Source organism: Actinomadura miaoliensis, from assembly GCF_039536785.1.
Lineage (GTDB): Bacteria > Actinomycetota > Actinomycetes > Streptosporangiales > Streptosporangiaceae > Spirillospora > Spirillospora miaoliensis.
This window is the reverse complement of sequence record NZ_BAAAZG010000017.1, coordinates 74303-100661: the sequence shown is the minus strand read 5'-3', so window position 1 is coordinate 100661 and position 26359 is coordinate 74303. Positions and strand designations below refer to the sequence as shown.

General features: G+C 73.8%; 24 protein-coding genes. 14 read left to right on the top strand and 10 right to left on the bottom strand.

The window, feature by feature from the left end; genetic code table 11:
- Positions 1-149 precede the first annotated feature (149 nt).
- Entirely contained in the window at positions 150-917 is a 768-nt protein-coding gene (locus ABD811_RS14400) for an AMP-binding enzyme (protein ID WP_344946658.1), read from the bottom strand.
- Between the two features lie 92 nt (positions 918-1009).
- The gene (locus ABD811_RS14395; RefSeq protein ID WP_344946656.1) at positions 1010-1564 is read right to left on the bottom strand and encodes a TetR/AcrR family transcriptional regulator; all 555 of its coding nucleotides are present in this window, start codon (positions 1562-1564) and stop codon (positions 1010-1012) included.
- A 124-nt stretch (positions 1565-1688) separates the two neighbouring features.
- On the opposite strand from ABD811_RS14395, the gene ABD811_RS14390 reads away from it, so the two are divergent.
- Complete coding sequence (locus ABD811_RS14390) at positions 1689-3290, top strand: MDR family MFS transporter (RefSeq protein WP_344946653.1); 1602 nt, start codon at positions 1689-1691, stop codon at positions 3288-3290.
- A gap of 74 nt (positions 3291-3364) precedes the next feature.
- Here ABD811_RS14390 and ABD811_RS14385 read toward each other — a convergent pair whose 3' ends face one another.
- Complete coding sequence (locus ABD811_RS14385; protein WP_425549406.1) at positions 3365-4177, bottom strand: CDP-alcohol phosphatidyltransferase family protein; 813 nt, start codon at positions 4175-4177, stop codon at positions 3365-3367.
- 67 nt (positions 4178-4244) lie between these two features.
- Between ABD811_RS14385 and ABD811_RS14380 the strand changes: the two genes are divergently transcribed.
- The 5 genes from ABD811_RS14380 to ABD811_RS14360 all read left to right on the top strand — a co-directional run bounded on the left by ABD811_RS14380 (position 4245) and on the right by ABD811_RS14360 (position 9025).
- Positions 4245-5225: a zinc-dependent alcohol dehydrogenase gene (locus ABD811_RS14380; RefSeq protein ID WP_344946650.1), complete on the top strand. Its 981-nt coding sequence runs from the start codon at positions 4245-4247 to the stop codon at positions 5223-5225.
- A gap of 75 nt (positions 5226-5300) precedes the next feature.
- On the top strand, positions 5301-5699 hold the full coding sequence (locus ABD811_RS14375) for a 6-pyruvoyl trahydropterin synthase family protein (protein WP_344946648.1): 399 nt from the start codon (positions 5301-5303) through the stop codon (positions 5697-5699).
- Positions 5696-6565 carry a methyltransferase domain-containing protein gene (locus ABD811_RS14370; RefSeq protein WP_344946645.1) on the top strand — a complete coding sequence of 290 codons (870 nt, stop codon included), beginning with the start codon at positions 5696-5698 and terminating at the stop codon, positions 6563-6565. The genes ABD811_RS14375 and ABD811_RS14370 overlap by 4 nt, the downstream gene beginning before the upstream one ends.
- 2 nt (positions 6566-6567) lie before the next feature.
- The gene (locus tag ABD811_RS14365; RefSeq protein WP_344946642.1) at positions 6568-7548 is read left to right on the top strand and encodes a lysylphosphatidylglycerol synthase transmembrane domain-containing protein; all 981 of its coding nucleotides are present in this window, start codon (positions 6568-6570) and stop codon (positions 7546-7548) included.
- Positions 7549-7552: 4 nt separating this feature from the next.
- Positions 7553-9025 carry a pyridoxal phosphate-dependent aminotransferase gene (locus tag ABD811_RS14360; protein WP_344946640.1) on the top strand — a complete coding sequence of 491 codons (1473 nt, stop codon included), beginning with the start codon at positions 7553-7555 and terminating at the stop codon, positions 9023-9025.
- Positions 9026-9069: 44 nt separating this feature from the next.
- On the opposite strand, the gene ABD811_RS14355 is transcribed toward ABD811_RS14360, so the two are convergent.
- On the bottom strand, positions 9070-10947 hold the full coding sequence (locus ABD811_RS14355; RefSeq protein ID WP_344946637.1) for a cellulase family glycosylhydrolase: 1878 nt from the start codon (positions 10945-10947) through the stop codon (positions 9070-9072).
- An 86-nt stretch (positions 10948-11033) separates the two neighbouring features.
- Here ABD811_RS14355 and ABD811_RS14350 point away from each other — a divergent pair, with 86 nt between their 5' ends.
- The 3 genes from ABD811_RS14350 (at position 11034) to ABD811_RS14340 (ending at position 13871) form a co-directional block, all read left to right on the top strand.
- Positions 11034-11633, top strand: a complete 600-nt coding sequence (locus ABD811_RS14350) for a TetR/AcrR family transcriptional regulator (RefSeq protein WP_344946636.1) — start codon at positions 11034-11036, stop codon at positions 11631-11633.
- Positions 11634-11724: 91 nt separating this feature from the next.
- Entirely contained in the window at positions 11725-12435 is a 711-nt protein-coding gene (locus ABD811_RS14345) for a response regulator transcription factor (RefSeq protein WP_344946634.1), read from the top strand.
- Entirely contained in the window at positions 12432-13871 is a 1440-nt protein-coding gene (locus ABD811_RS14340; RefSeq protein ID WP_344946631.1) for a HAMP domain-containing sensor histidine kinase, read from the top strand. The genes ABD811_RS14345 and ABD811_RS14340 overlap by 4 nt, the downstream gene beginning before the upstream one ends.
- A 302-nt stretch (positions 13872-14173) precedes the next feature.
- On the opposite strand, the gene ABD811_RS14335 is transcribed toward ABD811_RS14340, so the two are convergent.
- Positions 14174-14755, bottom strand: coding sequence for a TIGR03086 family metal-binding protein (locus ABD811_RS14335; RefSeq protein ID WP_344946628.1), 582 nt, complete (start codon positions 14753-14755; stop codon positions 14174-14176).
- A 65-nt stretch (positions 14756-14820) separates the two neighbouring features.
- Here ABD811_RS14335 and ABD811_RS14330 point away from each other — a divergent pair, with 65 nt between their 5' ends.
- A complete protein-coding gene (locus ABD811_RS14330) occupies positions 14821-15600 on the top strand; it encodes a DUF6597 domain-containing transcriptional factor (protein WP_344946626.1) in 780 nt (259 codons plus the stop codon).
- Positions 15601-15604: 4 nt separating this feature from the next.
- Here ABD811_RS14330 and ABD811_RS14325 read toward each other — a convergent pair whose 3' ends face one another.
- The 5 genes from ABD811_RS14325 to ABD811_RS14305 all read right to left on the bottom strand — a co-directional run bounded on the left by ABD811_RS14325 (position 15605) and on the right by ABD811_RS14305 (position 21261).
- Positions 15605-16321, bottom strand: a complete 717-nt coding sequence (locus ABD811_RS14325) for a MerR family transcriptional regulator (RefSeq protein WP_344946624.1) — start codon at positions 16319-16321, stop codon at positions 15605-15607.
- Between the two features lie 144 nt (positions 16322-16465).
- Positions 16466-16663: a hypothetical protein gene (locus ABD811_RS14320; RefSeq protein ID WP_344946622.1), complete on the bottom strand. Its 198-nt coding sequence runs from the start codon at positions 16661-16663 to the stop codon at positions 16466-16468.
- A 151-nt stretch (positions 16664-16814) separates the two neighbouring features.
- Positions 16815-17714, bottom strand: a complete 900-nt coding sequence (locus tag ABD811_RS14315) for an NAD(P)-dependent oxidoreductase (RefSeq protein ID WP_344946619.1) — start codon at positions 17712-17714, stop codon at positions 16815-16817.
- Positions 17715-17963: 249 nt separating this feature from the next.
- The gene (locus ABD811_RS14310; RefSeq protein ID WP_344946617.1) at positions 17964-19388 is read right to left on the bottom strand and encodes a multicopper oxidase family protein; all 1425 of its coding nucleotides are present in this window, start codon (positions 19386-19388) and stop codon (positions 17964-17966) included.
- A 478-nt stretch (positions 19389-19866) separates the two neighbouring features.
- Positions 19867-21261 (bottom strand): MFS transporter, encoded by a 1395-nt coding sequence (locus ABD811_RS14305; RefSeq protein ID WP_344946614.1) that lies wholly within the window; start codon positions 21259-21261, stop codon positions 19867-19869.
- 127 nt (positions 21262-21388) lie between these two features.
- Between ABD811_RS14305 and ABD811_RS14300 the strand changes: the two genes are divergently transcribed.
- The 4 genes from ABD811_RS14300 (at position 21389) to ABD811_RS14285 (ending at position 26299) form a co-directional block, all read left to right on the top strand.
- A complete protein-coding gene (locus ABD811_RS14300; protein ID WP_344946612.1) occupies positions 21389-22285 on the top strand; it encodes a PaaX family transcriptional regulator in 897 nt (298 codons plus the stop codon).
- A 44-nt stretch (positions 22286-22329) separates the two neighbouring features.
- Positions 22330-23727 carry an alpha/beta fold hydrolase gene (locus ABD811_RS14295; RefSeq protein WP_344946610.1) on the top strand — a complete coding sequence of 466 codons (1398 nt, stop codon included), beginning with the start codon at positions 22330-22332 and terminating at the stop codon, positions 23725-23727.
- A gap of 144 nt (positions 23728-23871) precedes the next feature.
- Positions 23872-24627, top strand: a complete 756-nt coding sequence (locus ABD811_RS14290; protein WP_344946607.1) for a (2Fe-2S)-binding protein — start codon at positions 23872-23874, stop codon at positions 24625-24627.
- Entirely contained in the window at positions 24614-26299 is a 1686-nt protein-coding gene (locus tag ABD811_RS14285) for an ABC transporter ATP-binding protein (RefSeq protein WP_344946605.1), read from the top strand. The genes ABD811_RS14290 and ABD811_RS14285 overlap by 14 nt, the downstream gene beginning before the upstream one ends.
- The last annotated feature ends 60 nt before the right edge of the window (positions 26300-26359 follow it).

The following is a 26359-nucleotide window of genomic DNA, read 5'->3' as shown; positions in this document are numbered from 1 at the left end:
CCCCGCCGCCGTCGAGCTTCCGGCGCCGAGTCGTGGGACCTCTCGGTAGTTGACATGAGGCAACTAAACCGGCCGCTCGACCATACCCGAACGAGTGACGGCATGCCGTGTCGCGGCCGCGGCGCCCCTGGGCCACGTCGCGCCGGTCCTCAGCCGGAACGGCGTTCGCGGACGGCGAAGGCGACGAGCACGGCCGCGGCGATCATCAGCGTGATGTTGAAGCCGTAGACGAGGGCGGCCTGGCGTTCCCAGTCGGTCTTGGACGCCAGGCGGTAGAAGTTGTCCTGCGGCCACCAGGCGACCAGCAGCCAGACGACCGACAGGTACGCCGCGACGGTCAGCGCCCTGGGACGCCCCAGCCGCGCCATCCGCCGGTATCCGAACAGCAGGAAGCCGACGCCCAGCCCGAAGGACAGGCATTCCGCGACGTAGAGCCCGGTGAACAGCCCGGCCCACGGCTGCGGCACCGCCGACAGGTCGGTGGAGCCGGGCCAGAACGCGTCGGTGAGCAGGAAGGAGACGAGCGCGCCGAGCCCCGATGTCAGCGCCATGACCAGGGCCAGCCCGCCGTCCCCGAGGTCGCCCACCCCGCTCAGGTCGGCGCCGCCCTTGCCGCCCGCGGCCCGTCCCGGCTGCACCGGCAGCGGCAGTTCCGCGATGTCGACCTCGCCCGAGTCGGTGCGCGGCAGTGAGGACACCGGGATCACGGCGCGCGGAATCCGGTCGGCCTTCAGCCGCGGCCTCGCCAGGAACCGGCGGATCTCGGCGGGCTCGGCCCGTCCCCGGGTGACGACGTAGGCGACGAGCGTCCTGGTGCCCGCCCCGGTGTCGATCGTCGTGACCACGCACTCCAGCACCGCCGGGTGCCTCAGCAGCTCCGCCTCGACGTCGTCGTGGGTCATCGCCTCCTGGGCCATGCCGGATCTCCCATCCGCCGGAAGCCTCGCCTCAATGATGGCGCGCCGTCCGCGGAACAAGAAGCGAAATGTGGCGGCTCGTCGGGGCCGGCTCAGTCGGACGGGAGCAGGCCGAGGGCGACCTCCAGGGCGGCGGCCTGCACGGCCTCGTCGTCGGCGCCGATCTCGCCCTTGAGGAACAAGGACATGTTCAGACTGAAAAGGGACAGCCGGGCGCGGATCTGGTCGGGCAGGCTCGCGTCCTTGTCGACCAGGATCTCGGCGAACGACAGGAAGCGCTTGCGCATGTCGCCGCCGGCCTTGAGCTCCCGCACGGCGGGCCCGTTCTCGTGCATGAACCGCATGAGCGTGCCGCCGGACCCCTTGATGATCTCGGCGTAGCGGCGGACGAACTCGCGCCGCAGCTCGGGGGTGAGCGGCTGCTCGCGCGCCCAGGAGTACAGCTCGTCGACGTCGGCGTGGAAGTCCTCGAAGAGGCTGGTGACGATGTCCTCTTTGGTCTTGAAGTGGTAGTACAGCGCCGCCTTGGTCACGCCGAGCCGTTCGGAGATCTCGCGGAGCGAGGTCTTCTCGTAGCCCTGCTCGGCGAACAGTTCCAGCGCGACCTCGCGGATCTGCTCACGAGTGTCGCCGCGTCGTCGGGGCATGTGATCCTCCCTCCCGCAAACTTACTTGACGCCCGGCTAGCTCGTACCTTACCGTACGGCAGGTAAAAGAAACTAGCCGGGCGGCAGGTAAGCGCCCACCGGCATGGCGAGACGAGGGTCAGCGATGACGCAGTCGACGAAGGAGTCGCCCGACGGGGCGGCCGGGGAGGCGCCGCCGGCGCCGATGAGCAAGCGCCAGGTCTACACGGTCATGAGCGGCCTGATGATCGGCATGTTGCTGGCGATGCTCGACAACATGGTCGTCGGCACCGCGATGCCGACGATCGTCGGTGAGCTGGGCGGGCTGGCGCACCTGTCGTGGGTGGTCACCGCGTACACGCTGGCGACCGCCGCGGTCACGCCGATCTGGGGCAAGCTCGGCGACATCTACGGCCGCAAGGGCATGTTCATGGCCTCGATCGCGCTGTTCCTGGCCGGTTCGGCGCTGGCGGGGATGGCGCAGAGCATGGGCCAGCTGATCGCGTTCCGCGGTGTGCAGGGCCTGGGCGCGGGCGGGCTGATGGTCGGCGCGATGGCCATCATCGGCGACCTGGTGCCGCCCCGGGAGCGCGGCCGCTACCAGGGGCTGATGGCCGCGGTGATGCCGCTGGCGATGATCGGCGGACCGCTGCTCGGCGGATTCGTCACCGACCACCTCGACTGGCGCTGGGCCTTCTACGTCAACCTGCCGCTCGGCGGGCTGGCGCTGGTCGTCACCGCCCTGACCATGCACCTGCCCAAGCGCCCGCGCGGCGCGTCCCGCATCGACTACCTGGGCGCCGTCCTGCTGGCCGCGTCCATCACCTGCCTGTCGCTGATGACCAGCTGGGGCGGCACCGAGTACGCGTGGGGCTCCACCATGATCATCGGGCTGGGCGTCGCGACCGCCGTGACGCTGGCGCTGTTCCTGCTGTGGGAGGTGCGGGCCGCCGAACCGATCCTGCCGCTGCGCCTGTTTCGCAACGGCAACTTCTCGCTGGCCTCGGTGCTGGGCTTCCTGGTCGGTTTCGCCATGTTCGGCGCGGTGACGTTCCTGCCGCAGTACCAGCAGCTGGTGCAGGGCGCCTCGGCGACCAACAGCGGCCTGCTCCTGCTGCCGCTGATGCTGGGCATGCTGGTGACCACCATGGTCGTCGGGCAGCTGGTGACCAGGACCGGACGCTACCGCGTGTACCCGATCCTGGGCGGGCTGGTCATGGCCGCGGGCATGCTGCTGCTGGCCCAGCTCACGGTCGGCTCCTCGCAGCTCACCGCCGCCCTGTTCATGATCGTGCTCGGTGCCGGCATGGGCTTCCTCATGCAGAACACGATGCTCATCGCGCAGAACAGCGTGCCGATGAAGGACATGGGCGCGGCCAGCGGCGCCGCCACCCTGTTCCGGACGATCGGCGGCTCGCTCGGCGTGTCCATCCTCGGCGCCGTCTACAGCCACCAGCTGACCGCCACGCTCAGCGCCCGGCTCGGCGAGCAGAAGGGCGAGGAGCTGGCGGGCGGCGGCGGCCAGCTCACCCCGGCGCTGCTGAAGAAGATGGACGCCGGCGTGCGCGACGCCGTGGAGCACGCGGTCACCGCGGGCGTGCACAACGTCTTCCTGTGGGCCACCGTGTTCGCCGTGCTGGCGTTCGCCGCCGCCTGGTTCATCCGCGAGACCCCGCTGCGCGGCGGGGGCCCGTCCGGCGGGCAGTCCACCGAAGGCCGTCCCGTGGCCGAGCCCGCCGCCCTGTGACCCCGTAGAAGGACCCTGTCGACGCCGAAGGGGCCGTCCTCGCGAGGAGGACGGCCCCTTCGGCGTGGCGGGCTCTAGCCGCGTGTTCCCGCCGGGTGCGCCTGCTTCACCGGTGTCGCGGGACGTTCCGGCACGGGCGGGATCAGCCGGTACGGCACGCGCGGGCGCACCGGAGCGACCGCGGCCCGGCGGTTGCGGTGCAGCCAGGCGATGTCGCGGCCGAACGACCACGCCAGCCCGGCCAGCGCCGTGCCGACCAGGAGCGTCGCGGCCGGGTGGGGCAGCACGCCCGCGGCGGCCACTGCCAGGACGACGCCCTGCGTCGCGGCGACGGCCTTGCGGGCCATGCTCGGCGGCAGCGGCGCGTTCAGCCACGGCAGCGGACGGCTCGCCGCGAAGAACACGTATCTCATCAGGCCGATCGCCAGCACCCAGGGGCCCAGCGACCCGGCGACGTAGACGCTCAGCGCCAGGATGAGGAACGCGTCGGACTCCATGTCGAACCGCGCGCCCAGGGCGGAGACGGTCCCGGTGCGCCGGGCGACCTTGCCGTCGACGGCGTCCAGCACCAGCGCGACGGCGGCCAGTGCGACCAGCACCGCGACCGGTGCCGGGGCGCGGACGGTGTCGGCGACCAGCGCCGCCACTCCCCCGGCCAGCGTCATCCTGGCCAGCGTGACCCGGTCGGCGGGGCCGAGCCCGGACGCGCCGCTGCGGCGCAGCCCCACGTCGAGCGCCACGTACACGGCCAGGGCGTGCGCCACCCCGGCCAGCCATCCGACGAGGCCGAGGCCGGTGGTCGCCGTCAGCGTCGCCAGCAGTCCGACCTGCGCGACCAGCCCTGCGACGGGGCCCTGGTGCGATCGGCTCATGTGTCCCGTGCCCACGATTGCCTCCCCCTAGCGGCGTGGGATCACCGCGTACGATGACCCATCCGGATTGGAGGGGTCGCTAGTGCTACGTACGGCTCGCGCGTTCTGGCTCAACGCACCCGGACGAGGGGAGATCCGCCCCGTCCGCCTGGAGGCGCCGGGCGAGGACGAGGTTGTGGTGCGCACGCTCTACTCGGGGGTGAGCCGCGGCACCGAGGCGCTGGTGTTCCGCGGCGGCGTGCCGGCCTCCCAGTACGAGGCGATGCGGGCGCCCTTCCAGGACGGCGAGTTCCCGGGGCCGGTCAAGTACGGCTACCTCAACGTCGGGGTGGTGGAGGACGGGCCGTCCGGGCTGGTCGGCCGCACGGTGTTCTGCCTGTATCCGCACCAGACGCGCTATGTCGTGCCCGCCTCGGCGGTGACGCCGGTGCCGGACGGGGTGCCGGCGTCGCGCGCCGTGCTGGCCGGGACCGTCGAGACCGCCGTGAACGCGGTGTGGGACGCCGCCCCGATGCTCGGCGACCGCATCGCCGTGGTCGGGGCGGGGATGATCGGCTGCAGCGTCGCGAAGGTGCTGGCGGGCTTTCCCGCCGTCCGGGTGCAGCTCGTCGACGTGGACCCGGCCCGCGCGGCGGTCGCCGAGGCGCTGGGCGTCGGGTTCGCCACGCCGCCGGACGCCCTCGGCGACTGCGATCTGGTCGTGCACGCCAGCGCGACCGAGGCGGGATTGAGCCGTTCGCTGGAACTGCTCGTACCAGAGGGCGTGGTGCTGGAACTGAGCTGGTACGGCGACCGCCGGGTGAGCCTGCCGCTGGGCGAGGCGTTCCACTCGCGGCGGCTGGTGGTGCGCGGCAGCCAGGTGGGCGCGGTGTCGCCCGCCCGGCGCGGGCGCCGCGGCCACGCCGACCGGATGCGCCTGGCGCTGGAGCTGCTCGCCGACCCCGCCTACGACGCGCTCATCACCGGCGAGTGCGGTTTCGAGGAGCTGCCCGCGGTGATGCCCACGCTGGCGAGCGGCCGCACCCATCCGCTGTGCCACCGGGTCGTGTACGACCCGGCGTGACCGGGCCCGGCACGTCCCGGCCCGCACGACACCCCACCGGCCCGAGGCCGGCCCGACCGAGCAGAGAGGCCCGTAGTGTTCAGCCTGACCGTCCGTGATCATTTCATGGTGGCGCACAGCTTCCGCGGGGAGGTCTTCGGCCCCGCGCAGCGGCTGCACGGCGCGACGTTCGTGGTGGACGCGACGTTCCGCCGCGCCGAGCTGGACGCGGACAACCTCGTCGTCGACATCGGGCTGGCGACCCGCGAGCTCAAACAGGTGCTCGGCGCGCTGGACTACCGCAACCTCGACGAGGAGCCCGACTTCGCGGGCGTCAACACCTCCACCGAGTTCCTGGCCAAGGTGATCGCCGACCGGCTGGCCGAGCGGGTGCACGCGGGGGCGCTCGGCGAGGGCGCCCGCGGCCTGTCCGGGATCGCCGTCACCCTGCGCGAGTCGCACGTCGCGTGGGCCAGTTACGAGCGGGCGCTGTGAGCACGGCCGTCGCGGGCGCCATCAGCCCCGGCTGGCTGGAGCTGCGCGAGGACGCCGACGCCGGCGCCCGCGCCGCCGACCTGCTCGGCCCGCTGCGCGCGCACCTGGCCGGACGGGCGGCGCGGCCGCTGGTCGTGCGGGACCTCGGCTGCGGCACCGGCTCCATGGGACGCTGGCTCGCCGGACGGCTGCCCGGCCCCCAGCACTGGGTGCTCTACGACCACGACCCGGCGCTGCTGGCCCTGGCCGCCGCGCGTCTGCCCGGACGGACGGCCGACGGCGGCGCGGTCACGGCTGAGGCGCACCGGCGCGACATCGCCCGGCTGCGCGCGGCGGACCTGGCCGGGACGTCGCTGGTGACCGCCTCGGCGCTACTCGACCTGCTCACCGGGCCGGAGGTGACCGGCCTGGCCCAGGCGTGCGCCGGGGCGGGCTGCCCGGCGCTGCTGGTGCTGTCGGTGGTCGGACGCGTCGAGCTGACACCGGCCGACCCGCTCGACGGTCCGATCGCCGAGGCGTTCAACGCGCACCAACGCCGCTCCCGGGGGACGCCCGTCCCGGTGACGCTGCCGCGGCCGACGTCCCGCAAGCTCGGCCCCGACGCGGTGGACGCGGCCGCCGAGGCGTTCGCCCGCGCGGGCATGGTCGTGCACCGCCGTCCCAGCCCGTGGCGGCTCGGCCCGGCGCAGGCCGCGCTGACCGCCGAGTGGCTGCGCGGCTGGGTCCGGTACGCGGTGGAGCAGCGTCCCGCGCTGGCGGTCCCGGCGGGCCCGTACCTGCGTCGCCGGCTTCGCCAGTGCGCCGCGGGCGAGCTGCGCGCCGTCATCGGCCACGAGGATCTGCTGGCGCTCCCGGCGGGCGGGTGAGGATGAAGCGGTTTCTGCTGGGACGGTTCCGTACGTTCGCCGCGCTGGCCATCATCGGCGTGCTGGTCTGGCAGGTCGGCACCGGGGCGTTCGTGGCCGGGCTCCGGATGATCGACGCGGGCGGGGTGCTGGCCGCGCTCGGGATCGGCGTGGCGACCACGGTGCTGTGCGCCGGGCGCTGGTGCCTGGTGGCGCGGCGGCTGGGCCTGCGGCTGCCGCTGGGCGAGGCCGTCCGGGACTACTACCGGTCGCTGTTCCTGAACGCGGTGCTGCCCGCGGGGCTGCTCGGCGACGTTCACCGCGCGGTGCGGCACGGCAGGCAGGAGGGCGACGTGGGCCGCGGCGTGCGCGCGGTGGCGCTGGAACGGGCCGCCGGGCAGGCCGCGATCGTCGTCGCGGGGGTGGCGGTGATGCTGGCGCGTCCGGCGGTCGTCCCGGCGCGGTTGCACGACACGGTGCTGACCGCCGGGGCGGTGATCGCGGTGGTGGCGGTGACGGTGCCCGTCGTGGCCGTCACGCTCGGACGGCGCTGGGCGAAGGGCGGCTCGCGGTGGCGGCGCGGCCTGGCGACCGCGCTGGACGACGCGCGGACGGGCCTGCTGTCGCGGCACGCGTGGCCGGGCGTCACGCTGCTGTCGGCGGCGGCACTGGCCGGTCATCTGGCCCTGTTCGTGGTGGCGGCACGCACCGCCGGGGCGACCGCGCCGGTCGCCCAGCTGCTGCCGCCGATGGTGCTGGCGCTCCTGGCCATGGGGCTGCCGGTGGGCGTCGGCGGGTGGGGGCCGCGCGAGGGCGTGGCCACGCTGGCGTTCGGCTCCGCCGGCCTGGGCGCGGCGCAGGGCCTGTCCGTCGCCGTCGTCTACGGGGTGCTCGCCCTGGTCGCGAGCCTGCCGGGCGCCGCCGTCCTGCTCGCCGCCAGGGCCGACCTCAAGATGCCCCTCGGGTCCTGGCGCAGGAGGGTCGGGGTCGCCCGGGAGGGATAGACCGGTGACCGCTCCGCCGCCGGTCGGCGGCCGTGCCGGCGGCGGATCGAACCGGGGGGCGGCGCGTCTCGTACTGTCCACCGTCGCTCACCCCCACTGGAGGCACGCGTTGGCCGGGCACATCGATCCGAGTCTGCTGCGACGGAACGCGCACAGTCCGTCGTTCTTCGCGCTGAGCCGCGCGGGCGGGACAGACCAGGCCGAGCTGGTCGACTTCTGCATACCGTGCAACCCGTACTTCCCGACGCCGGAGATGTTCGGGCGGCTGGGCGGCATGCTGGAGACGATCCTCAAGTACTACCCCAGCGACGCCGACACGATCACCGCGGAGCTGTGCGGCACGCTCGGGCTGAACCCCCAGACCGTCGCGATGGGCAACGGGTCCACCGAGCTGATCACCTGGATCGACCATCTGCTGGTGCGCGAGAGCCTGGCCGTGCCGATCCCCACCTTCGGCCGCTGGACCGACCAGCCGCTGGAGACCGGCAAGCGCGTCGACATGTACCCGCTGCGGGAGAGCCGCGACTTCGCCCTCGACGTCGACGACTTCGCCGCGTTCGTCCGCGCCCGCGGCTCCCGCGCGGCGGTGATCTGCAACCCGAACAACCCCGACGGCGGCTACGTGCACCGCCGCGACGTGCTGCGGCTGCTGGACCGGCTGGTCGACCTGGACCTGGTGGTGGTGGACGAGTCGTTCATCGACTTCGTCGACGCCGAGCCGGCGCCGAGCGTCGCCGACGAGGCCGCCATCCGCCCGAACGTCATCGTGCTCAAGAGCCTGGGCAAGAACTTCGGCCTGCACGGCATCCGGTTCGGCTACCTGGTGGCCAACCCCGCGCTGGCGGGCCGGGTCCGCTCGGCCCTGCCGAAGTGGAACCTCAACTCCTTCGCCGAGGTCATGGTGTTCCTGCTCAAGGAGTACCGGGCCGAGTACCGCACCAGCCTGGCGCGGCTGGCCGCCGACCGCCGCACGATGACCGACCAGCTGGACTCGCTGCTGCCCGGGCTGAGGGTGTTCTCCTCCCAGGGCAACTTCGTCCTGGTCAAGCTGCCGGACGGCAAGGACGGCGTCCAGCTGCGCGACTACCTGCTGTCCGAGCACGGGGTGTTCGTCCGCGAGTGCGGCAACAAGCTGGGCGCCGACAGCAGCTTCCTGCGCCTGGTCGTGCGGCCGCCGCAGGACGTGCGGCGTCTGCTGACCGGCATCGGCGCCTTCCTGTACGGCACCGAGAAGGCCCGGCCGACGGTGCCGCTGCTGTCCCCGTCGCCGCGCTCGGACGCGCCGCCGCTCCGGCCGGGCGCGGACGTGCCACCCCTCCCCCGCCGCGCCGACCCGCACCCCTCGCCCTCGCCGCGTCCGGAGGCGCCGGCCCACCTGTACGGGGCGCCGGAGCCGATCCCGTCCGCTCCGCCCGCCGGCCCGCCGGTGCTGCGTCCGTCCTCCCTGGAGGACGTCTACAGCACCCGGTCGATCTAGGCGCCGGCGGATCTCACCAGGCGCAGGCCCGGAGGGCGGTGAGGTCAGCCGGTGAAGTTCCGGGCCTTCCAGGCGTCGAGCTCGGCGCGGGCGGCGGCGAGCCGCTCGGGCGTGCCCGACGCGGTGTTGACGACCAGCGCGTAGTGCACCGCCCCGGGGGTGCGGGCCGACGGCGCGATGACCAGCCGGCGGGCGGTGCCGGAGCCGGTCTCCCGCTCGGCCCGGATCACACCGCCGGACGGGACGCCGCCCAGGGTGCCGAGGTCGCTGACGACGGCCGTGCCCGCCGGGGCGAAGGACTGCGGCAGGTGCAGCTCGGTCGGGGCGCCGGTGGACGACTCCCGCCACACCAGCACGCCGTACTGGCGGTCCTTGACCAGGGCGGCGACGTTGGGCATGGACGACGGGACGGTCAGCCACGCCTGCTGCTGCCCGGCGCCGCCGTAGCCGGAGCGCGCCAGGTCCTCGTAGGCGAAGGCGAGGGTGTCCCCGGCCACGGCCGCCGGATACAGCCGGTCCAGAACGCGCTGGTCGAGCCGCAGCGTGACCTGCCCGGCGTCGTCGGTCCGCACGACCGAGTGGTCCTCGTCGTTCCAGCCGTCGCCCTCGGTCTGCACCTTGCCGGGGTTGCCGTTCATCAGCTCGCGGTGACGTCCGCTGTAGATGTCCCAGTGCCACTGGAGCGCCGACAGCACGCCGCCGCCGGACGCGGGGCGGTCCCACCAGTTCCTGCCGGGGACGCCGTAGTCCATCGCCTGGTACATGCCGCGCACCATCCAGGGGGTGCGGTCGCTGGTGGCGCCGGTCAGCCGGTTGCCGAACTCCGAGACGATCGCGGCGGTGCCGAGTGACGCCGCCCGGTCGCGGATCCTGTTCATGGGCGCGTCGTAGGAGCCGTCGGACGCCGGGGACGGGTCGAGCGTCATGCGGGCGCCGTCGTAGTAGTGGGTGTTGAACACCATGCGGGTGCCGAGCGTCCCGACGGACGACATGCCGCCCTGCTCGAAGAACCCGGTGTTCCAGAACACCAGCGGCTCGACGAACGCGGGTTTGGCCGACCATCCCGCGGCGTCCATCGCGGCGCGGAACCGCTGGTAGAACGGCATGAGATAGGTCTTCTCCCAGTCCGCGCCGCTCGCGCCGTCCAGGCCGCCGTCGAACGGCTCGTTGAACGGGTCGAACCCGACGATGCCGTCGAACGCCTGTGCGGGGAGCTTCTGCCGGAGGTACGTCATCGTCGCCGACGCCTGCCTGATGAAGGCGTCCTGCACACCGACCGGCCCGGCGGAGGTGGTGAGCACACGGTTGTGCCAGAAGTCGTGGGCGGCCCGGCGGACGGCGCCGTTGGTCATCATGTTCTGGCCCCACAGCAGGCAGATGCCACAGGACTCCTTCGGGTAGTCCCCCGCGTCGATCACCCACTTGGGCGCGCCGTCGCCGGTGTACCAGCTGTCGCGGTCGAACAGGTGCGCCGAGTACAGGTCCTGGTGGTAGTCGAGCAGGACGCGCACGCCCCGGTCGGTGAACGCCCGGATCTGCTCGATGGCCTTGTCGAGGTAGGCGTGGTCGATGCGGTCGGGGGCGGGCTGCACCCCCTCCCAGCTGATCAGGAAGCGGACGGCGTTGGCCCCGGTGAGGTCGCGCATGGCCTGCGCCGACGTGACCGCGTCGGCGGTGCTGCGGAAGGGCAGCAGGTTGTTCTCGTAGAGCTTGGTGCTGCCGGAGACGTTGAAGCCGCGCAGCGTCACCTCGCGGCCGTCGCCGTCCCGGAACACCCAGGACCGCTGCTTGGGCGCGACGACGATCGCATCGGACGCGTCGGCGCGTGCCCTCGGCGCGGGCGACAGCGCCGTGACGGCGACGACCGCCGCGACGGCCGCGGCCGTGAGGGGGCGGAGGGGGCGCGCGTTCGAGGTTCGCATGGCGGGGGCCTTTCACGGGGGTGGGCCACGAACGGGCCTCCACTGTGCAAGAACCCTCTTGCAGAAGCAAGAGCTATCTTGCAGGCGTGCCTTCCACAGCGCCTTCCCCCACACGCGAACGCATCATGGACGCCACGCTGGAACTGGTCCTGGTGCGCGGCTTCGGCGGCACCGCCGTCACCGACATCGAGGCCGGCGCCGGGCTCTCCCCCGGCAGCGGCAGCTTCTACCGGCACTTCCGGTCCAAGCGGGAGGTGTTCGAGGCGGTCTTCGAACGCGAGCTGGAACGCGCGCGGCGGCACCGGGCGGGGTTCGAGCGCGGCCCGGTCGGCGGCGCCGCCGAGGCGGTGCTGACCCGCCGCTTCCTGGAGCAGCTCGACTACCTGGCCGCGATCCGGCCGCTGATCATGCTGCTGGCGCGCGAGCACGGCCGGTTCCCCGAGCTGACCGCCAGGGTGCGCGGCGCGCTGCCGGACGACGGCATCGCCGACGAGGCCGCGCACCTGACCCGCGACCTGGACGGCGCGCCCGGCGACGGCGACCCGCACGCCCTGCTGGCCGTCGTGGTGTCCGCGCTGACCGGCTACCACCTGTCCCGCGAGTTCTTCGGCCGGTCGCCCGCGGGCGTCGACCCCGAGCGGTTCGCCGCCGCCCTGGCCGCCCTCCTCGCCGCCCGGAACGACTGACCGGCTGCTCCGCACGCGTTTCCCGCGTTTCTCACCGAATTCTCATGCGGCGCTGACCCGGGTCTGAACCGCCGGTCCGATCCTCGACGTCATGGAGGAGGACCTTGACCGGACACGGATCCTGGTGGCCGACGACGATCCCGCCGTGCGCTCCGCGCTCGACCGCGTCCTGCGGTTCCACGGCTATGACGTCGACCTGGCCGGGGACGGCATCGAGGCGCTGGCCGCCCTGGAGGACGCCCGGCCGAACGCCGTCGTCCTGGACGTGATGATGCCCGGCCTCGACGGCCTCGGCGCCTGCCGGATGATGCGCGGCCGCGGCCACGACGTGCCGGTGCTGATGCTCACCGCGCGCACCGAGCTGGCGGACCGGATCACCGGGTTCGACGCGGGCGCCGACGACTACCTGTGCAAACCGTTCGAGCTGGAGGAGCTGCTGGCCCGGCTGCGCGCGCTGATCCGCCGCGCCCGGGGGCGGACGACCGGCGAGGACGGCGAGACGCTGCGGTTCGCCGACCTGACGATGAACGTCGCGACCCGCGAGGTGTGGCGGGGCGAGCGGCGCCTGCAACTGTCGCCCACCGAGTTCACGCTGCTGGAGATCCTGCTGCGCCGCCCCCGCCGGGTGCTGGAACGCGGCCGGCTGCAGGAGGAGGTCTGGGGCTTCGACTACGGCCGCAACTCCAACTCGCTGCACGTCTACATCGGGTATCTGCGGCGCAAGACCGAGGAGGGCGGCGAGCCCCGGCTGATCCAGACGGTGCGCGGCGTCGGCTACACGCTGCGGGAAGGCCCGCCGTGATCCGTCGCCTCCGCGCGCTCTCCTTCCGCGCGCTGTCGCTGCGGGCCCGGGTGGGGCTGCTGACCGCGACGGCGGTGGCGCTCGCAGTCGTCCTCACGTCGCTGGTGTCCACCGCCGTCTATAGTCGCCTGCTGCGCGGCGAGATCGACCAGACCCTGATCACGCAGGCCCGGTCGCTGGGCGACGACCAGGACCGCCGCCCGGGCGACGCGCGGGACATGCGGGTGCTGGAGGCCCTCGGGATGACCGTCACCATCGTGCGCGACGGCACGGTGATCGCTCCGCCCGGGGCGCCGTCGGGGACCGGGGACGTCGACGCGGCGACGGTCGCGCGGGTCCAGGCGCCGGGCGGGCCGCCGTACCTGCTCGGCGACGCCGGGTCCGGCGCCGGCCACCGCCGCGTCATCACGTTGCGCGCCCGCGACGGCAGCGTGATCGTCATGACCCGGTCGCTGGTGCAGCTCGACCGCGCCGAGGCCCGGTTCGGCTCCTTCGTCGTGGTCGCGGGACTGGCGGCGGTGCTGCTGGCGGGCGGGGCGGGCATCGCGGTCGCCGGGGCGGGGCTGAGCCCGGTGCGCCGCCTCACCCGGGCCGCCGCGCGCGTCGCCCGCACGCAGGAGCTGGACACCCGGCCCATCGAGGTCACCGGCAGCGACGAGACGGCGCAGCTCGCGGCCAGCTTCAACGCGATGCTGGCGGCGCTCAACCGGTCCCGGGAGCGGCAGCGGCGCCTGGTCGCCGACGCCGGGCATGAGCTGCGCACCCCGCTCACCAGCCTGCGCACCAACATCGACCTGCTGGTCCAGATGCGCGCGCACCCCGAGCGGACGCCGCCGCACGGCGGGGTGGACGCGCTGCTGGCCGACGTGCGCGCGCAGCTGCGCGAGCTGACCGCGCTGGTCGGGGACCTGGTGGAACTGGCCCGTGACGACGAGCCGGCGCACCGCCGTACCCGGCTGCGGTTCGACCAGGTGGTGCGGGAGGCCGCCGAACGGGCCCGGCCGCGCGCCGCCGGGCAGGTCACCATCGAGTGCGACCTGCGGCCGTGGACGGTGCACGGCGCGGCCACCGAGCTGTCCCGCGCGGTGACGAACCTGCTGGACAACGCGATCAAGTTCAGCCCGCCCGGCGGAACGGTGCGGGTGGTGCTGCGGGACGGCCGCCTCACCGTGAGCGACCGGGGCCCCGGCATCGCCGAGGCCGACCTGCCGCACGTGTTCGAGCGTTTCTACCGGTCGGCGGCGGCGCGGTCGATGCCCGGCTCCGGATTGGGGCTGGCGATCGTCCGGCACACCGCCGAGCAGCACGGCGGAACGGTGCGGGCCCGCAACCGGCCGGGCGGCGGCGCCGTGCTGTGCATGCACCTGCCCGGCTCGCCCGTCCCCCCGGATCCGGGTGGCGGCGGGGCGGGCCCCAGCCCGGATCTGCCGAGCTGAAAGGAGCCAGGGGCGTCACGCCCGCCGGCTCCCTCAGCTCATCCGGTCACCGCCGGCGGCGGCTCACTTGTGCTTGCGGCGCCTGCGGCGCTTCGGCTGCGGCTTGTGCTCCAGCCGCTTCTTGGCGGACACGGGGGCGATCTTCTTGAAACTCATGTACTGACCTTTCCTTCTTTCCTCGTCGCGCCTTTCGGCCTGACACGAAAGAAGTTACTCGGCCATTTTTATGACACCACTGAACCCGCTCTGTGAGCTCTCTGGGAGAAGATTAAGAAGAGGCTGAAAGGCCGCGGATCACGGTTTCACCGCGGGGACCGGCGGGGGTCGCGCCCCGAGAGCGCCAGCGCGCGCTCGAACGCCGGCGCTCCGGCGTCCACCGCCACCGGGTCGGCGAATCCGTCGTACTGCCGGTACATTTCGGCGTTCTCCTCGACGACCCGCAGCAGGAACTCCTCCACCTCGGGTGACACGGTGTATTCCTGCCCGGTGGAGACGGCCACGTCCCACCCGTGCACGGCCATCTCCTTGATGACGAGCGAGGCGATCTCGGGTGCCGGGCCGACGCCGAAGCCGGTGTCGATCTCGCCCTCCCACACCGCCGGGTCCGCCCAGGCGGCCACGGCCCGGTCGAGCTGCGCCGCGTACGCCTGCGCCCAGTGCGGATCGGCCGTGAAGTCGCGTTCGGTGAGCGTCTCCGGCAGCGGCCTGCGCAGGGCCCGGTGCTCCAGCCCGTGCGAGGTGTAGAGGACCCAGTGGTTCACGAGCGTCCGCACGTCGAACTCCGTGCAGGGGGTCGGCCCGGACAGCTGGTCCGCGCGCACGCCACGGGCGACGCGGGCAGCCTCGGCGGCGCATTCCTTCATGTGAGCGTGGAGTTCGTTCATGCAGGTGACGCTACGGAGGCCAGGTACCGGACCGCTTGGACAAACGCGCCATATACCCTGGCCGCGTGGGGGACCTGGGACGCGGCGTGCTGTATCCGGACGAGCAGGCCGCCTTCGTCGACCTGGACCGTCATGCTCCCGGCCCGGCGCTGGCGCGGTTCGTGGAGTTCTACTGGCATGTGCGCTGGAACGTCACCGAGCCGTACGAGACGAAGGTCCTCGCGCACCCGAACGTCCATCTGGTGTTCGAGGAGCCCGCGCCGCAGGTGTACGGGGTGAACCGCAGCCTGTTCGTCCGCCGTCTGGAGGGACGCGGGCAGGTGCTGGGGGTCAAGTTCCGGCCCGGCTGCTTCCGTCCGTTCACCGACGTGCGGGTCGCCGACCTGGCCGACCGCAGGGTCCCGGCCACGGAGTTCTTCGGGCCGGCCGTGGCGGAGACCTGCCGCGCCGTCCTGCGCGCCGACGGCCCCGCCGAGATGGTCGCCCGGACGGAGGAGTTCCTGCTGCCGCGCCTGCCCGACCCGGACCCGGTCGCCGAGGAGGTCGCGGACATGGTGGAGCGCATCACCGCCCGCCCCGCGCTGTTCCGCGTCGACCAGGCCGCCGAGACGCTGCACATCTCCACCCGCACCCTGCAGCGGATGTTCGCCGAGTACGTGGGCGCCAGCCCGAAATGGGTGCTGCGCCGGGCCCGGCTGCACGAGGCCGCCGCCCGCGCCGACCGGGGCGCCGACGTCGACTGGGCCGCCCTCGCCGACGACCTCGGCTACTGCGACCAGTCGCACCTGATCCGCGACTTCACCGCCACCGTGGGCGTCCCCCCGGCCAGATACGCCCGCACGTGAGGGCTCAGCCGGGCGGGTCCTCCCCGTGCAGGTAGTGGTGCAGGTGGCTTGAGCCCTCCAGCATGGCCGTGGCGCGCTGCGCCAGTGCGGCCTGCCGCTGCGCGATGGCCGCCCGCAGCGCCTCGCGGCTGCCGGTGCGGCGCAGCTCGTCCAGCACGGCGCGGATCTGCGGCAGCGGGTGGCGCCCCTGCCGCAGCATGTGGATCATCTGGGCGTCGCGGACGTCGGCGGGACCGAAGCGGCGGTGCCCGGTGCCGGGTTCGCGGGCGGGGCTGAGCAGCCCGGCCGCCTCCCACACGCGCAGCGCGGACGAGCGCACGCCCAGCCGGGCGGCCACCTCCCCGATGCGCAGCTCCGACCGCGCCGGCACCGGGACCTCCGGGGCCTGCAGCGCCACGGCGTCCAGCGCCTCGCCCGTCGCGCGCAGGGTGCGGCGCTGCTCGTGCAACGCGGCGTGGGCGGCGTCGACGAGCGCGAGCGCCTCGGCCACGTCGCCCGCGTGCACGGCCCGCATGATCGCCTGCGCGGCCACCGGGCCGTATCCCCTGGCCAGGGCGCGGTAGGCGAGCAGGGCCCGGCGGTGCCGCGGGCCGAACCTGCGGTGCCCGGACGGCGAGCGCGGTGTCGGCGGCAGGACGCCCGCGTCCGCGTAGTTGCGGATCTGCTGGGTCGACACGCCGACCGCCCGCGCCAGGTCGACGGGACGCAGCGTCCTGGTCACCCGCCCACTCTCCCCCGTTGAGGTTTCCTCCAACGAACATCGAGCATAGCCGCTTGATCGTCAGCAAAAACCTCAAAGCGCTTCAATGGGACACTTGAAGCCGTCGCGGCGCGCGGGGACGCCTTGCCCGGGCGGGACGGGGCGTCAGGGCGGACAGCTCGGCGCGCAGTGCCGCAACGCGGCGACCGGACCGCGCTCGTCGTCGCGGGCCTCCGGAGTCAGCCGCGGCATGAGCCCAGGAGCGATTCCGGGGGCGAGGACGCCGGTCGCGCCGTGCGATCCGGCCCATGCGGGGGCGAGCAGAGCGATGACGAGACCGCAGATCACCAGAAAGCGTGTCATACAAACCCCGCAATGACAGTCAGACGACACTCAGTCACTCATCGTAATGGATCGGTGATCCTGGGTGATGAGCGGGGTCGCCGACGGTGCGGGACGGCAGCGCCCGCCGTCGCCGAGCGGGGACGGCGGGCGCGGGCGCGGGCCGCGGCGGCTACATGGCCGTGGCGGCCGGGCGCCGTCCGGCGTGTTCGGCCAGGACGGCCAGGTCGCGGTCGCCGTCACCGCGGTCGACGGCACGCCGCACCAGGTCGAGGGCGCATTCGGCCAGCGGCAGCGAGGTCCCGGCGGCCTCGGCCAGCTCGACGGCGTGGCGCAGGTCCTTGGCCATCAGACGGGTGCGGAACGCGGCGGGCTCGTACCGGCGCTCGCGCATGAGCGCCGCGCGGAACGACATCACGGCCGAGCCGACGCCGCTGGAGGCCACGCAGTCCAGCACGGCCTCGCGGTCCAGCCCGGCCGACCGGGCCAGCTGCACCGCCTCGGCCATCGCCGCGATCTCCGCGCCGATCAGCATGTTCAGCGCGAGCTTCATGGTGGCGGCGGCGCCGGGCGGGCCGAAGTGACGCAGCTCGCGGCCGACGGTCTCCAGCAGGTCGCGGGCCGCGTCCACGTCGGCGGGGTCCCCGGCGGTCAGCACGCGCAGGTCGCCGGAGCGGGCCTGCAGCGGATTGCCGAACACGCACGCCTCCACCCGGCGGGCGCCCAGGTCGGCCAGCCGGCGCGCGGCGTCGCGCGCGAAGTCCGGCGAGACGGTGGAGGTGTCGATCACCAGCGCGCCGGGGGCCAGCCGGTGCGCGGCGTCGGCGAACAGCACCTGCTCGACCGCGGGCTCGTCGGCCAGGCTGACGACCACCGCGTCCGCCCCGTCGACCGCGTCGGCCGCCGTCCGCGCCTGCCGCGCCCCCGCCGCGACGACCGGAGCGGCCTTGGCCGCGGTGCGGTTGTAGACGTTCACCGAGTGGCCCGCCTCCACGAGCCGTGTGGCCATGCCGGCGCCCATCGCGCCCAGCCCGAGAAAGCCGATGACGCGTTTTCGAGTCCTGTCGCTCATTCATGCCCCCCGTCTGCAATGTCCTACCGCCGCGTCACATGCCGCGGCCGACGGGCAGGGCCCCGTCACAGCGCGAAAGGCCGGCCGGGATCGGCACCACGCCCGCCACGTCCTCGGCGCGGGCCAGGCGGCCGAGCGCCGTCACACCGAGGGCCGGGCGCGGAGCCGGGGCTGGCGGCACCGTCCGTTCTCACCGGCCATGCCGACAATGCCCGCAAACACGGCTTTCACACCGGAACCTCAACAAGGTCAACCGACGATCTCCGCCTGGGCCATCATGCCCATGGAGGAGTGGTCGAGCAGGTGGCAGTGGTAGAGGTAGCGGCCGAGATGGCGGTCGTAGCGGACCTTGATGCGCACGTGCCCGCCGACCGGCACGGCGACGGTGTCCTTGCGGCCGGTCTCGTGCCCGGCGACCGGCCCGCCGTTGCGGTCGAGCACCTGGAAGTGCGTGCCGTGCAGATGCAGGTTGTGCATCGTCTCCGGGAGCCGGTCCCGGTTGTGCACGCGCCAGATCTCGGTCTCGCCGCGCCGGATCTTCATGTCGACGCGCTTCATGTCGAACGCCCTGCCGTCGATGAAGAACTGCCCGCTGCGCGGGTCCATGTGCAGGTTGACGTCGCGGACGACGGTGGCGCTGCCGAGGTCGAAGCCCTGGCCGAGCCGGTCGGGCACGCGGCTGGAGTCGGAGACCCGCCGGCCCACGTGGAACCGCATGACGTTCCTGGTCACGCCGTTCGTGCCGGCGGTGTTGAGCAGCACCACGCGGGTGCCCGGTTCGTACCGGCCGAAGTCGACGACGACGTCGACGCGTTCGGCGGGCGACAGGGTGACGCCGGCGACGCGCAGCGGCGCGGGCAGCAGCCCGCCGTCGGAGGCGATCACCGTCATGGGCGCGCCGTCGCTGAGCCGCAGCGTGAAGTTGCGCTGGTTGGAGCCGTTGAGCAGCCGCAGCCGGTATCTGCGGGCGTACACGTCGAGGAAGGGCTGGGGGCGTCCGTTGACCAGCAGCGTGTCGCGACGGCGGTCGTCCATGGCGAACACCAGTTGCCCCCGCTTGTCGAAGTGCGCGTCGCGCAGCATGAGCGGGATGTCGTAGCGTCCGGCCGGCAGGTTCAGGCCCCGCTCCCACGGGTCCTCGAGCAGGTAGAAACCGGCCAGGCCGTAGAACACCATCTCGGCCTCCCCGCGATGGCTGTGGTCGTGGTACCACAGCGTCGCCGACGGCTGGCGGTTGGGGTAGACGTAGTCGCGGTAGTAGCCGGGCGGGATGATGTCGGCGGGGTGGCCGTCGTACTCGGGCGCCACCAGCCCGCCGTGCAGGTGGACGACGACGTTGCGGCGCAGGCGGTTCCGCTGCCGGATGACCACCCGGCGCCCGACGGAGGCCCGGACGGTGGGGCCGGGGAACAGCCCGTCGTAGCCGAATATCCAGGTCCGGAAGCCCGGCAGGATCAGGGCGGACGCCTCCCGGATCGCCATGTCGTAGTAGTCGGTCGTGCTGCTCTGGTGCACGGGGACCGCGGTTTTCGGCACGAGCAGCGGCCTGGAGAAGGGCTTGGACGGGGCCTCCGCCGCAGCCGCCGTGCCGCGCCGCACCACGCCCACGCCGTGCACCGCCGCCCCGGTGGCGGACACCGCGCCCAGCGTGATGATTCCCCGTCTGCTCAGCATTGACGTCCCTTCGCCGTCCGAAACAAAAATGTAGCTCAAAACAGACAGGGGGCAGCCGGGCTCATCGACAACGGAATGTCGTGTTACCGGAGCTTGGGAAATGCGGAACCACTTGATCAACACCGTTGACCCGGAAGTGCGCGCCTTTTGGCGGAACACCGCCCTCCGCACACCCGTCGCCACCGGCACGCGCACGCCACTCTTATCCGGTCCGACGCGGACATCGCACGTCAATTCACCGCTGATGCTAATAATGGGCGCGTTCCCGTCGAGATCACGTCGCAGTGCACGGAAATGCGGATTCTCATCGCCGGTCACCGACGAAACTCAATGGCGAAGTTCTAGACGGCGGCGACGCAAGCCCGGCTTGGCCGCCCACTAGTCGACCTGGCCCGCGTCGCGTTGCGGGCCGGGCATGCGCGCGGCCGGATCGCCGTTCGGTCGGCGATCCGGCCGCACCTGAGCACGGCGAGGGCCGCTAGCCCGCGGCGCCCTCGGCGGCGGTGGAGCGTCCCAGCGCGGCCGTGGACTCCTCCGGTTCCTCGGCCAGGTCCGCCCGGTGGCTCTCCTTCGTCACCAGGACGCACAGGACGGTCACCACGCAGGACAGGGCGATCAACACGGACACGCCGAGCGTGCCACCCGCCGAGGCGCCGGTCATGCTGGCGAAGAGCACGGGCGCGAACCCCGCCCCGGTCGCGGAGATCTGGTAGCCGAGCGACGCGCCGGTGTAGCGGGTGCGGGTGCCGAACATCTCGCTGTAGAGCGCGGCCAGCGGGCCGAACATGGCCGGGTGCATGACCGCCTGGCCCAGCACGACGGCCAGCGTCAGCAGGACGGCCGACCCGCTGTCGACCATCGGGAACAGCGGGAAGGCGACCACGGCCATGCCGACCGCCCCGGCGAGGACGACCGGACGCCGGCCGATCCGGTCCGACAGCGCCGAGTAGCCGACGATCGCGACCGCCCCCAGGGCCGACGACAGGGTCAGCGCGTTGAGCACCGTCTGCCGGGGGAAGCCCGCGTCCACCGCATAGGAGATCAGGAAGGTGGTGAGGGTGGCCTGGGCGACGAACGCGCCGAACCCGACGCCGACCGCCAGCAGCAGGTTCCTGGGGTGGCGGCGCAGCACCTCCAGCAGCGGCGGCGCCTCGGCGGCCCGGGACTTGCCGGCCTCGGCCTCGGCGAACACCGGCGTCTCCTCGACCTTCAGCCGCACGAACAGGCCGAGCGCCAGCAGCAGCACGCTGAGCAGGAACGGCACGCGCCAGCCCCACGACAGGAACTGGTCCTCGGTGGTGACGGACGCCGACAGCGTCAGCACGAGGGTGGACACCACCATGCCGCTCGGGGCGCCCGCGTTGGTGAAGCTGGCCCACAGGCCGCGCCGCGACGTGGCGTGCTCGGCGGACATCAGCACCGCGCCGCCCCACTCGCCGCCGACCGCGACGCCCTGCAGCACGCGCAGGAGGACCAGCAGGATCGGCGCCCACACGCCGATGTGGTCGTAGGTGGGCAGCAGGCCGATGAGCGTGCTGGCCACGCCCATCAGCACCATGGTGACGACGAGCATGCGCTTGCGGCCGAGCCGGTCGCCGAAGTGCCCGAAGACGATCCCGCCGAGGGGGCGGGCCAGGTAGCCGGTGGTGAACGTGCCGAGGCTGGCGACGGTGCCGGCCAGCGGGTCGAGGCTGGAGAAGAAGACCTTGTTGAACACCAGCGCCGACGCCGTGGCGTACAGCAGGAAGTCGTAGTACTCGATCACGCTGCCCAGGTAGCTGGACAGCACCGCGCGGCGCAGTTGGACGGGTGAGGGGCGCGGCCGGTCGCCCGGCCGCCGGGCCGGCGTGTGCCCTGAGGTGGTGCCTGACATGGCGTGCCCTGTCTGCTCGGTGACCGCTGAGGTGGCTGTGGCCTGGGCCACATTGCCGACGAAGGTAAGCATAGATCTCACCGTCGTCAAGACTTTGCCCAACATTGACCCGGCTACCCTGACTCCCGTGCGCGACGACGATCTCTTCGAGGAAGGGCCCGCCGGGGGCGGCGAGGGCGAGCCCGCGCCCGACGGAACGCCCCGGCCGCAGACGCTGCTCCTGACGTTCTTCGGCGGGCACGTGCTCGGGCGCGACGTGCGCGTGGCCACCTCCAGCGTGCTGGACGTGCTGCGCCGCGTCGGCGTCTCCGAGCACGCGACCCGTTCCACGCTCAGCCGGATGGCGCGGCGCGGCCTGCTGCACCGCACCCGCCGGGGCCGCAACGTCTACGTGGGCCTGACCCCGCGGTCGCGGGAGATCCTGCGCGACGGCGAGCACCGGATCTGGCGGATCGGCGCGGTCAACGCCCACTGGGACGGCACCTGGACGCTGCTGGGCTTCTCCCTGCCCGAGTCGTGGCAGCGGCAGCGGCACGTGCTGCGGTCGCGGCTGCTGTGGGCGGGGTTCGGCGCCCTGCAGGGCGGTCTGTGGATCGCTCCATCCGCGGTCGACGTGCGCGCGCTGCTGGACGGGCTGGAGGCCGCCGAGCACGTCAAGGTGTTCCGGGCGCGGGCGCTGCCGCCGACGAACGTCGCCGAGCTGGTGCGCGACGCGTGGGACCTGACCGCCGTGGCCGCCCGCTACGACCGCTTCCTCGGCCGCTGGGACGGCTCGTCCCCGCCCGGCGTGGGAGACGACAGCCTGGCCCGGCAGTTGCTGCTGGAGACCGAATGGCTGCAGGTCATCCGGCAGGACCCGCGGCTGCCCCGGGAGCACCTGCCCGCAGGCTGGCCCGCCGAGCGCGCCCAGGGCGTCTTCCGCGCGCTGCACGCCGATCTCGACCCCGCCGCCCGCGCGATCGCGGCCGAGGTGCTCGACACGATCCCCGAGGAGGAGCCGCGGGCCGCCGCCGTCACACATTGAGCAATTCATTGACGGCCGTCGAGAGATATGCCTAACTTCTGGGCATGCCTCCCACCCCTCGGCCCGTCCGCAAGCCCGCCTCCCCGGCCCGCCGCGACACACTGCTGGCCGCCGTGCTGTCGGCGGCGGCCGTCGCCACGGCGGCGGCGCCCGTCGCGCACGCCGACGCGTCCGGCCCGCGCCGCCTCACCGGCACGCTGCCCAACGGCGCGACGTGGGTCGCCGACGTCCCGGCGAACTACAACGGCGTGCTGGTGCTCTACAGCCACGGCTACAACCCGCCCGGCAGTCCCAACCCGCCCACCGACCAGCCCGGCCCGGAGGCGGGCAAGGCGCTGCTCGACCGCGGTTACGCGCTGGCGGGCTCGTCCTACGCCACCGCCGGCTGGACGATGGCGACCGCGGCCGACGACCAGCTCGGCACGCTGGCGGCGGTGACCGAGCGGATCGGCAGGCCCAAGCGCACGATCGCCCTCGGCACGTCCATGGGCGGGCTCGTCACCGCCCAGCTCGCCGAACGCGGCGCGGGCCGCATCGACGGCGCGGTCGCCACCTGCGGGCTGGTCGCCGGCGGGATCGGCCTGCTGGACTCCCAGCTCGACGGCGCGCACGCCCTCGCCCGGCTGCTGCTGCCCGGCCAGGAGGTGAAGCTCACCGGTTACGGCGACGCCGCCGAGGCCGTGGGGGTCGCGGTCCGGTTGCGTGAGGCGATGGCCGCCGCGCAGCAGACCGCGCAAGGACGGGCCCGGATCGCGCTGGCCGCCGCGCTGTTCCACGCCCCCACCTGGTACGGCGACGACGCCCCGCCCGGCGCCCGCGACTGGACGGCGCAGGTCACCGCGCAGCAGCGCTGGATGGCGGACACCCTGCCGTTCATCCTCCCGGCCCGGTACGACATCGAGCGGCTCGCGGGCGGCAACCCGTCCACCAACGAGGGCGTCGACTACCGCGCGCTGCTGCGGCGTTCGGCCACCTCGCGGCAGGTGCGCGAGCTGTACCGGGCGGCGGGCGCCGACCTCGACGCCGACCTGGCGCGGCTGACCGCGACCGCCTCCACGACCGCCGACGCGCGGGCCCGCGCGTGGGTGCGGCGCACCTCCACGGTGTCGGGACGGCTCCGGATGCCGGTGCTCAGCGTGCACACCACCGCCGACGGCCTGGTGCCCGTCCAGTTCGAGGACGCCTACGCCGACCGGGTGCGGGCCGCGCGCAGCACCCCGCTGTTCCGCACGGCCTACGTCGCGCGCACGGGCCACTGCACGTTCACGGCGGCCGAGCTGGTGGCGTCCGTGCAGGCCATGAACGTGCGCCTGGACAGGGGACGCTGGGGCTCCGTCGCCACGGCGGAATGGCTGGACGCGGCCGCCGAGAGGACCGGCCTGGGCGCCGGCGACTATGTCCGCCACCGTCCCGGCGAGTTCCTCGGCGACGAAGGCCGCTGACCTCGCCGGCGCGCGGAACTCGCGCAGAACTCGCGCGGAACACCGCCGGCGCGCACAGGACCCCCGCCCGTGACCTCGGCAGGCGAGGCGCTTTAGGTTAGCCTTGCCTTATTTGATCGCAACGCGGACGGACGCGGAGGGGCTGTGTACGCGACTCGGACTGGGGTGGAGGTCGCCGCCGGGCGGTCCGCCGAGGAGGCGCTGGCCCCGCTGGCACGGCGGCTGCGCGCCGCCGTGGACAGCGGGATCACGCTGGGACTGTCGCCCGACCTGGGCGCTTCCGGGGACGGCTGGGCGACCGTGGCCGAACTGGCGACGCCGCCGTACGAACGGCTCGCCGTGCTCGTCGCGGACGCCCAGCGCCGCTGGGACGCGCCGCCGCACGTGGCGGCCGCCCTGTGGTGGAAGGGCGTGGCGTACTGGACGACGCTGCCGGTCGCGGTCGGCTGGGCGCTGAACCGGCGCGTCCCGCTGCTGACCGCCGGCACCACGCTGGTGCGGGCGTCCGAGCTGACGGTCACCGAGGTCGCCGCGCGGGACCTGCGCGCGGCGAGCGGCGACGACCTCGGCGAGGTCATCGGCGACACCCTCCTGCGGGGCCTGCACGCCCCGCTGATCGACGCGCTGCACGCGCTCACCCGGGTGGGGCGCCGCGGGCTGTGGGGGTCGGTGGCCGAGGCGCTGGCCGACCCGATCGTCTCGTACGGGCACGACCTGCTCGACGACCCGGCCGAGGCCGCGGACGCCCTGCTGCGCTCGATCGGCGCGCCGGTGGACGGGCTGATGGAGATCCCCGGGATGCGGCGGCGCACCTGCTGCCTGTGGGTGGCGCTGCCGGGCAAGGACGCCTGCCCCTCCTGCTGCGTGAAGAAGGAGTGCCGCGCCGGTGCGCGGGGGTGAGGTCCTGCGCGGCGCGCTCGTCGGGCAGTGGCGGTACGCGGTGCTCGGAGCGGTGCTGGCCGCCGGGCACCAGGCCGGCGAGGCGCTGGTGCCGGTCGTGATCGGCGTGGTGATCGACGAGGCGATCGCGCCGGGCGACGAGGGCGCGCTGCTCACCTGGATCGCCGTGCTCGCCGCCGTGTTCGCCGTCCTGTCCTACAGCTACCGGTTCAGCTTCCGGCACGCCGAGCGGGCGTCCGAGCGGGCCGCGCACGAACTGCGGCTGCGCGTCACCCGCCGGACGCTCGACCCGCGCGGCGGTGCGGAGACCGGGCGGCTGCCGGGCGAGCTGGTGAACATCGCGACCGGCGACGCCAAGCGGGTCGGGGCCGTGCACCTGTCGCTGACCGCCGGGATCGCGGCGCTGGCCGGGCTGGTGTTCGGCGGCGTGGCGCTGCTGCGCGTGTCGGTGCCGCTGGGGCTGCTCGTCCTGCTGGGCATCCCGCCGCTGCTCGGGCTGGCGCACCTGCTGGGCAAGCCGCTGGAACGCCGCAGCGCCGCCGAGCAGGAGCGCGCCGCGCACGCCTCCGGCGTGGCCGCCGACCTGATCGCCGGGCTGCGGGTGCTCAAGGGCATCGGCGCCGAACGCGCGGCGGTCGACCGCTACCGGCGCACCAGCCGCGACTCGCTGGCGGCGACGGTGCGGGCGGCGCGGGCGCAGGCGTGGCACGACGGCGGCATGCTCATGCTGACCGGCGTGTTCATCGCCGTCGTCGCGCTCGTCGGCGGGCGCCTGGCGGCGTCCGGGGACATCACCGTCGGGCAACTGGTGACGGCGGTCGGCCTGGCGCAGTTCCTGCTGACGCCGCTGTCGATCCTGTCGTGGGCCAACGGCGAGCTGGCGCAGGGCCGGGCCTCGGCCGCCCGCATCGCCTCGGTGCTGGGCGCCCCGCCCGCCGTGGCGGGCGGCGACGGCGTGCTCCCGCGGCCGGTGCGGGGCGCGGTGCGGCTGCGCGGCGTGTCCTGCGGCGACGGCGCGTTGCGCGGGCTGGACCTGGACGCCGCGCCCGGCGAGCTGCTCGGCGTCGTCACCACCGACCCGAAGGCCGCGACGTGGCTGCTGCGCCTGCTCGGCCGGTCCGCCGACCCCGACGGCGGCACGGTGGAGCTGGACGGCGTGCCGCTGGCGACGCTCGACGCGGCCGAGATCCGCCGCGCCGTCGTGGTCGCCGAGCACGACGCCGACCTGTTCGAGGGCGGCCTGCTCGACAACGTCACCGCCGCGGCCGGCGACGACGGGGCGGCGGAGAAGGCGATGGCCGCGGCGGCGGCCGACGAGGTCGCCGCGAACCTGCCGCACGGCACCGCGACGGTGCTGGCCGAGCGCGGGCGGTCGCTGTCGGGCGGGCAGCGGCAGCGGGTGGCGCTGGCCCGCGCGCTGGCCTCCGGCGCCCCGGTGCTGGTGCTGCACGACCCGACGACCGCCGTCGACGCGGTCACCGAGGCGCGGATCGCCGAGGGCCTGCGCGAGGCCCGCCAGGGACGCACCACGATCGTGGTCGCGACCAGCCCGGCGCTGCTGGCCGCCGCCGACCGGGTGGTGTTCCTGGACGGCGGCGCCGTGACCGCCGAGGGCTCCCACGCCGAACTCGTGCACCGGCGACCGGCCTACCGCGCGACCGTCCTGTACTGACCCCGAGCTGCTACTGACCCTGAGCTGCTACTGACCCTGACCTGCGAGGAGAGCCTTGCG

Coding starts and splice junctions, on each gene's coding strand:
- ABD811_RS14400 (WP_344946658.1), bottom strand. CDS start 917: ATGGCCCAGGAGGCGATGACCCACGACGACGTCGAGGCGGAGCTGCTG.
- ABD811_RS14395 (WP_344946656.1), bottom strand. CDS start 1,564: ATGCCCCGACGACGCGGCGACACTCGTGAGCAGATCCGCGAGGTCGCG.
- ABD811_RS14390 (WP_344946653.1), top strand. CDS start 1,689: ATGACGCAGTCGACGAAGGAGTCGCCCGACGGGGCGGCCGGGGAGGCG.
- ABD811_RS14365 (WP_344946642.1), top strand. CDS start 6,568: ATGAAGCGGTTTCTGCTGGGACGGTTCCGTACGTTCGCCGCGCTGGCC.
- ABD811_RS14355 (WP_344946637.1), bottom strand. CDS start 10,947: ATGCGAACCTCGAACGCGCGCCCCCTCCGCCCCCTCACGGCCGCGGCC.
- ABD811_RS14345 (WP_344946634.1), top strand. CDS start 11,725: ATGGAGGAGGACCTTGACCGGACACGGATCCTGGTGGCCGACGACGAT.
- ABD811_RS14335 (WP_344946628.1), bottom strand. CDS start 14,755: ATGAACGAACTCCACGCTCACATGAAGGAATGCGCCGCCGAGGCTGCC.
- ABD811_RS14320 (WP_344946622.1), bottom strand. CDS start 16,663: ATGACACGCTTTCTGGTGATCTGCGGTCTCGTCATCGCTCTGCTCGCC.
- ABD811_RS14315 (WP_344946619.1), bottom strand. CDS start 17,714: ATGAGCGACAGGACTCGAAAACGCGTCATCGGCTTTCTCGGGCTGGGC.
- ABD811_RS14310 (WP_344946617.1), bottom strand. CDS start 19,388: ATGCTGAGCAGACGGGGAATCATCACGCTGGGCGCGGTGTCCGCCACC.
- ABD811_RS14305 (WP_344946614.1), bottom strand. CDS start 21,261: ATGTCAGGCACCACCTCAGGGCACACGCCGGCCCGGCGGCCGGGCGAC.
- ABD811_RS14295 (WP_344946610.1), top strand. CDS start 22,330: ATGCCTCCCACCCCTCGGCCCGTCCGCAAGCCCGCCTCCCCGGCCCGC.